Below are 5,857 nucleotides of genomic sequence, written 5' to 3'. Positions count from 1 at the left end.
GGCTAAAAAAAACTTTTTGTGTTTGGTATTGGAAATGAGGTAATTGAGAATTGGGTTTAAAAAAACTTTAATTTTTTTGCAGAAAAGTTTGGTTGGAAAGAAATAGTGTCTGTATATTTGCACCCGCTTAGGAAAACAAGTATATGTTTTTAGGAGCGAAAAGTTCTTCAAAAAAGCTGAAATATCAACTACTGAATCGTGATGGATTTGGTCTTATGATTTTGGTTTTGGATTTTGAAGATGTTCATTGAGATATTGAATTGACAGCACAATTTTTGACCGAGATTAATCTTTAGGGATTGATTTCAGGTTAAGGTTAAGATAGTATGATAGATAAACACGACGCCAATTGGATAGTCTTTTTTGGTGGGATTAGTCCAAACGATTGATCTTATTAAAAGATTCTACGATGAAGAGTTTGATCCTGGCTCAGGATGAACGCTAGCGGCAGGCCTAACACATGCAAGTCGAGGGGCAGCATTTCCAGCTTGCTGGAAGATGGCGACCGGCGCACGGGTGCGTAACGCGTATACAATCTGCCTATCACTGAGGGATAGCCCGAAGAAATTTGGATTAACACCTCATAGTATTGCGACTTCGCATGGAGATGCAATTAAAGGTTACGGTGATAGATGAGTATGCGTCCCATTAGCTAGTTGGTGAGGTAACGGCTCACCAAGGCTACGATGGGTAGGGGTCCTGAGAGGGAGATCCCCCACACTGGTACTGAGACACGGACCAGACTCCTACGGGAGGCAGCAGTGAGGAATATTGGACAGTGGGCGAGAGCCTGATCCAGCCATGCCGCGTGCAGGAAGACGGCCCTATGGGTTGTAAACTGCTTTTGTACGGGAAGAAACCTCTCCACGTGTGGAGAGTTGACGGTACCGTAAGAATAAGCACCGGCTAACTCCGTGCCAGCAGCCGCGGTAATACGGAGGGTGCAAGCGTTATCCGGAATCATTGGGTTTAAAGGGTCCGTAGGCGGGCTGATAAGTCAGTGGTGAAATGCAGGGGCTCAACTCCGGCACTGCCATTGATACTGTTAGTCTTGAATCATTGTGAAGTGGTTAGAATATGTAGTGTAGCGGTGAAATGCTTAGATATTACATAGAATACCGATTGCGAAGGCAGATCACTAACAATGCATTGACGCTGAGGGACGAAAGCGTGGGTAGCGAACAGGATTAGATACCCTGGTAGTCCACGCCGTAAACGATGGTTACTAGCTGTCCGGTACGTTTGAGTACTGGGTGGCCAAGCGAAAGTGATAAGTAACCCACCTGGGGAGTACGTTCGCAAGAATGAAACTCAAAGGAATTGACGGGGGCCCGCACAAGCGGTGGAGCATGTGGTTTAATTCGATGATACGCGAGGAACCTTACCAGGGCTTAAATGCAGTATGACAGGTTTGGAAACAGACTTTTCTTCGGACATATTGCAAGGTGCTGCATGGTTGTCGTCAGCTCGTGCCGTGAGGTGTCAGGTTAAGTCCTATAACGAGCGCAACCCCTATTTCTAGTTGCCAGCGAGTCATGTCGGGGACTCTAGAGAGACTGCCGGTGCAAACCGTGAGGAAGGTGGGGATGACGTCAAATCATCACGGCCCTTACGTCCTGGGCCACACACGTGCTACAATGGTGGGGACAGAGAGCAGCCACTCCGCGAGGAGGAGCGAATCTACAAACCCTATCTCAGTTCGGATCGCAGTCTGCAACTCGACTGCGTGAAGCTGGAATCGCTAGTAATCGCATATCAGCCATGATGCGGTGAATACGTTCCCGGGCCTTGTACACACCGCCCGTCAAGCCATGGAAGCTGGGGGTGCCTGAAGTCGGTGACCGCAAGGAGCTGCCTAGGGTAAAACCGGTAACTGGGGCTAAGTCGTAACAAGGTAGCCGTACCGGAAGGTGCGGCTGGAACACCTCCTTTCTGGAGTTCCTGAAATAATGGAACGAAGAATGGACGCTCCCATACTAAATGGGACATCCGATTGGTGTGTTTATTTATTGTAATGATATTGCTGTCAATTTTAAAAATAAAGGTCGCAGGACCGGTTTTTCCGAAAAGGGGAGCCATACAGTCTCATAGCTCAGCTGGTTAGAGCGCTACACTGATAATGTAGAGGTCGGCAGTTCGAGTCTGCCTGAGACTACAAGTCGCAAGACATGCGAGACGTTGAGGTCTAATGATGTTGATGTGTTTTTGTCTGAGGCTAGAGATATATATGGAGATTGTGAGATTTTCATATTAGTTCATATTTATATTGAAGGAAATTTTAGAGGTTGAGGATTCAACATAGATAATTCTGAATTCGAGATTCTGAATTTACCAATGGGGGATTAGCTCAGCTGGCTAGAGCGCCTGCCTTGCACGCAGGAGGTCATCGGTTCGACTCCGATATTCTCCACGAGTCGGTAATTAATTACCGCTACCGTTCATTGACATATTGAAAAGATTAAACGAGTAACGTAGGTACGTTTTAACGACGTACTTGCAAAATAGTAAAATAGAGTAAGGCAATGCATACCGTATCGTTGCGGTGTGCATGGAACATCATAAGCAAATTAAGGGCGTATGGGGAATGCCTAGGCTCTCAGAGGCGATGAAGGACGTGATAAGCTGCGATAAGCTGTGGGGATCGGCACATACGATTTGATCCGCAGATTTCCGAATGGGGCAACCCACTATATTGAAGATATAGTACCGAAAGGGGCAAACCCGGTGAACTGAAACATCTAAGTAGCCGGAGGAAGAGAAAACAAAAGTGATTCCGCTAGTAGTGGCGAGCGAACGCGGAATAGCCCAAACCACTGATGTTACGGCATCAGTGGGGTTGTAGGACCACGACATTTGTTGCAAGATCAATGAGAATCTTCTGGAAAGGAGAACCAAAGAGGGTGATAGTCCCGTATTGGCAAGTTTTGTTAACGATAGTGGTATCCTGAGTAGTGCGGGGCACGTGAAACCCTGTATGAATCAAGCGGGACCATCCGCTAAGGCTAAATACTCCTGAGAGACCGATAGTGAACCAGTACCGTGAGGGAAAGGTGAAAAGTACCCTGAATAAGGGAGTGAAATAGATCCTGAAACCATACGCTTACAAGCGGTCGGAGCCTTCGGGTGACGGCGTGCCTTTTGCATAATGAGCCTACGAGTTACCGTTGTTAGCAAGGTTAAGGACTTCAGGTCCGCAGCCGTAGCGAAAGCGAGTCTGAATAGGGCGTATAGTTAGCAGTGGTAGACGCGAAACCGTGTGATCTACCCATGGGCAGGGTGAAGCTGTGGTAACACACAGTGGAGGCCCGAACCGGTTGACGTTGAAAAGTCTTCGGATGACCTGTGGGTAGGGGTGAAAGGCCAATCAAACTCGGAAATAGCTCGTACTCCCCGAAATGCATTTAGGTGCAGCGTTAGCTAAGTTTTATAGAGGTAGAGCTACTGATTGGATGCGGGGGCTTCACCGCCTACCAATTCCTGACAAACTCCGAATGCTATAAAATGTGGGCTAGCAGTGAGGGCATGGGTGCTAAGGTCCATGTCCGAAAGGGAAAGAACCCAGACCATCAGCTAAGGTCCCCAAATGTATGTTAAGTTGAATAAACGAGGTTGTACTGCACTGACAGCTAGGATGTTGGCTTGGAAGCAGCCATTCATTTAAAGAGTGCGTAACAGCTCACTAGTCGAGCGGTACGGCATGGATAATAATCGGGCATAAACATACTACCGAAGCTATGGACCCCATTGTGGGTGGTAGGGGAGCATTCCATGTGCGCAGAAGATATCCTGTGAGGGATTTTGGAGCGCATGGAAACGAAAATGTAGGCATAAGTAACGATAAAGGGGGCGAGAAACCCCCTCACCGAAAGACCAAGGTTTCCTCAGCTATGCTAATCAGCTGAGGGTTAGTCGGGTCCTAACGCGTATCCGAAGGGAGAAGTGGATGGACAACAGGTTAATATTCCTGTACCTGCTCACGTTGAAAGTGACGGAGGTGTGAATTTGGTGCGTACTGACGGAATAGTACGTTGAATCCCGAGGAATCGGGAGATAGTACCGTAAGGCTACGGCCAAGCGGATAATCCAGAGTAGCAACTTCCAAGAAAAGCGAGTGAAGCAGCCCGTACCGTAAACCGACACAGGTGGTTGGGATGAGAATTCTAAGGTGCTCGAGTGATTCATGGCTAAGGAATTAGGCAAAATTGACCTGTAACTTCGGGAGAAAGGTCCCCTATCTAGTATAGGGCGCAGTGAAAAGATCCAAGCGACTGTTTATCAAAAACACAGGGCTCTGCTAAAACGAAAGTTGATGTATAGGGCCTGACACCTGCCCGGTGCCGGAAGGTTAAGAGGAGGGTTTAGCTTCGGCGAAGATCTGAATTGAAGCCCCGGTAAACGGCGGCCGTAACTATAACGGTCCTAAGGTAGCGAAATTCCTTGTCGGGTAAGTTCCGACCTGCACGAATGGTGTAACGATTTGGATACTGTCTCAGCCATGAGCTCGGTGAAATTGTAGTATCGGTGAAGATGCCGATTACCCGCTACGGGACGAAAAGACCCCGTGCACCTTTACTATAGCTTAGTATTGATTTTGGATAAGTAATGTGTAGGATAGGTGGGAGACTATGAAGCGGCGTCGCCAGGCGTTGTGGAGTCATTGTTGAAATACCACCCTTTGCTTATTTGAAGTCTAACCCCTTACGGGGGACATTGCTTGGTGGGTAGTTTGACTGGGGTGGTCGCCTCCAAAAGAGTAACGGAGGCTTCTAAAGGTTCCCTCAGCACGCTTGGTAACCGTGCGTAGAGTGCAATGGCATAAGGGAGCTTGACTGAGAGACATACAGGTCGATCAGGTACGAAAGTAGAGCATAGTGATCCGGTGGTTCCGCATGGAAGGGCCATCGCTCAAAGGATAAAAGGTACGCCGGGGATAACAGGCTGATCTCCCCCAAGAGCTCACATCGACGGGGGGGTTTGGCACCTCGATGTCGGCTCGTCACATCCTGGGGCTGGAGAAGGTCCCAAGGGTTGGGCTGTTCGCCCATTAAAGTGGCACGCGAGCTGGGTTCAGAACGTCGTGAGACAGTTCGGTCTCTATCTGTAGTGGGCGCAAGAAATTTGAGTGAATCTGACTTTAGTACGAGAGGACCGAGTTGGACTGACCGCTGGTCTACCAGTTGTTCCGCCAGGGGCATTGCTGGGTAGCTACGTCGGGAAGGGATAAGCGCTGAAAGCATATAAGCGCGAAACCCATCACAAGATGAGATTTCTTTAAAGGGTCGTGGAAGACTACCACGTTGATAGGTCACAGGTGTAAAGGCAGTAATGTCATAGCCGAGTGATACTAATTACCCGTAAGCTTGGATGTTCCAAAGCCAAACTCAAATTACCGTTTTTTTCGATTGTTTTTTCAATATGTCAACACATACGGTTCTTTATAGAACCGAAACCTTTAAGGTGGTTATAGCGATGGGGCTCACCTCTTACCTTTCCGAACAGAGAAGTTAAGCCCATTTGCGCAGATGGTACTGCTATTTGTGGGAGAGTATGTCGCCGCCTTCTTTTTAAACCCGATTGTTTCTTACAATCGGGTTTTTTTATACCCTGTAACCAAGGGGACTGCCTCTGGCCAACGTTCATCTCAATTGATACTTCGCCGTATTTTGACTTTCAATTCTAAATGGTTTAAGAACAATCCGGTTGCTTTCATTATTTAAGTGAGAAGGCTCGTTGTATTGGAATTATCAATTCTATAGTTTTCCCTTGCTCATTGTATTACGACCGTGATCAATTATACAGGTTTGATGAGCGATTCTGCACCGTAGTTTTGTGCGCTAAAGTGTGATACATTCCTAGG

2 tRNA genes and 3 rRNA genes are annotated in these 5,857 nt (G+C 47.7%); all 5 read left to right on the top strand.

Going from position 1 to position 5,857, the window contains the following annotated elements:
- Positions 1-406 precede the first annotated feature (406 nt).
- A 16S ribosomal RNA gene (locus tag EGM47_RS16225) occupies positions 407-1,932 on the top strand.
- Positions 1,933-2,081: 149 nt separating this feature from the next.
- A tRNA-Ile gene (locus tag EGM47_RS16220) sits at positions 2,082-2,155 on the top strand.
- Positions 2,156-2,336: 181 nt separating this feature from the next.
- Positions 2,337-2,410: transfer RNA gene (locus EGM47_RS16215), tRNA-Ala, on the top strand.
- Positions 2,411-2,555: 145 nt separating this feature from the next.
- Positions 2,556-5,368, top strand: a 23S ribosomal RNA gene (locus EGM47_RS16210).
- A gap of 85 nt (positions 5,369-5,453) precedes the next feature.
- A 5S ribosomal RNA gene (gene rrf, locus EGM47_RS16205) occupies positions 5,454-5,562 on the top strand.
- Together the 16S, 23S and 5S rRNA genes with 2 tRNA genes alongside form the textbook arrangement of a ribosomal RNA operon.
- Positions 5,563-5,857: the final 295 nt, after the last annotated feature.

This window comes from Nonlabens xiamenensis, from assembly GCF_003865345.1.
Classification (GTDB): domain Bacteria; phylum Bacteroidota; class Bacteroidia; order Flavobacteriales; family Flavobacteriaceae; genus Nonlabens; species Nonlabens xiamenensis.
This window is presented reverse-complemented; position numbering and strand designations above follow the sequence as displayed.